Origin of the sequence: Paraburkholderia sp. RL18-085-BIA-A, from assembly GCF_046027075.1 — a bacterium.
Lineage (GTDB): Bacteria > Pseudomonadota > Gammaproteobacteria > Burkholderiales > Burkholderiaceae > Paraburkholderia.
In genome coordinates, this window is sequence record NZ_JARESU010000652.1 from 1 (window position 1) to 378 (window position 378).

Annotated in this window: 1 protein-coding gene; it reads right to left on the reverse strand. The window is 57.7% G+C overall.

Translation table 11 applies throughout. The annotated features are described in order from the left end of the window. Positions 1 to 156 precede the first annotated feature (156 nt). Positions 157 to 378, reverse strand: a 222-nt coding sequence (locus tag P0D89_RS54250; protein ID WP_408379884.1) for a DDE-type integrase/transposase/recombinase, incomplete at its 5' end; no start/stop codon positions are given.

The following is a 378-nucleotide window of genomic DNA, read 5'->3' on the forward strand; positions in this document are numbered from 1 at the left end:
CGATGAAGGAATAGCGAACCACATCGGCCCCGAGCCGTGCGCAGGCATCCGCGAGGATGTCGGCGAAGCGTCGGCAGGGGTACGTGCAGGCCAGCCTATAAGGGTTTTGGTGCAAATAGGTAAGCCGGTTGAGAAGTTTCGTATAAGCAGGATACCTTATCGAGTGGACAGGACAGCATTCCATACAGCGGGCGCAGCGGCATCCTTGAGGCCGAGCTTCGAGAGATCGAACTGGCCCTTGCGAATTCGATGCGTCAGCTCGATGCCTGAAATCGTGGTCGCGGCGCTCCTGAACCGTTTGAAACCGAGCATGACATTCGTTCTGGATTTGATGTGGCGATGGTCCTGGTCGGGTAGCAGCAGCGCATTGCTGCGCTG